This window comes from Sphingomonas sp. 10B4 (assembly GCF_035019905.1).
Lineage (GTDB): Bacteria > Pseudomonadota > Alphaproteobacteria > Sphingomonadales > Sphingomonadaceae > Sphingomonas > Sphingomonas glacialis.
Map to the genome: position 1 here is coordinate 1 of NZ_JASJVC010000397.1, position 259 is coordinate 259.

Annotated in this window: 1 protein-coding gene; it reads right to left on the minus strand. The window is 51.4% G+C overall.

Annotation, left to right across the window (positions count from 1 at the left end):
• The coding region (pilV, locus tag QN347_RS20240) for a shufflon system plasmid conjugative transfer pilus tip adhesin PilV (RefSeq protein WP_323494466.1) at positions 1 to 259 on the minus strand (259 nt) is incomplete at both ends.

Below are 259 nucleotides of genomic sequence, written 5' to 3' on the forward strand. Positions count from 1 at the left end.
GTATTAACCGTGGTTGCGTTAAGCGTCGTGGTGTTGGTGGCATTTACCCCGTTTAGGTTATTACCGTTGACGTTGATTGAGGTGTTCATGGTGTTGACTTCAGGATGACCTGCTACCGCATTGCGATAGAGGTAATCGTTGACCAGTGTGCCGTCTTGAAGAAAAAGTGCACTCGCGTTGTGTCCCACACCTGGGTTCATCCCATAGTTGCTAAGCGCGATCTGCCAACCTCCGCGCACGCCCTGAACGATGCTGGTAT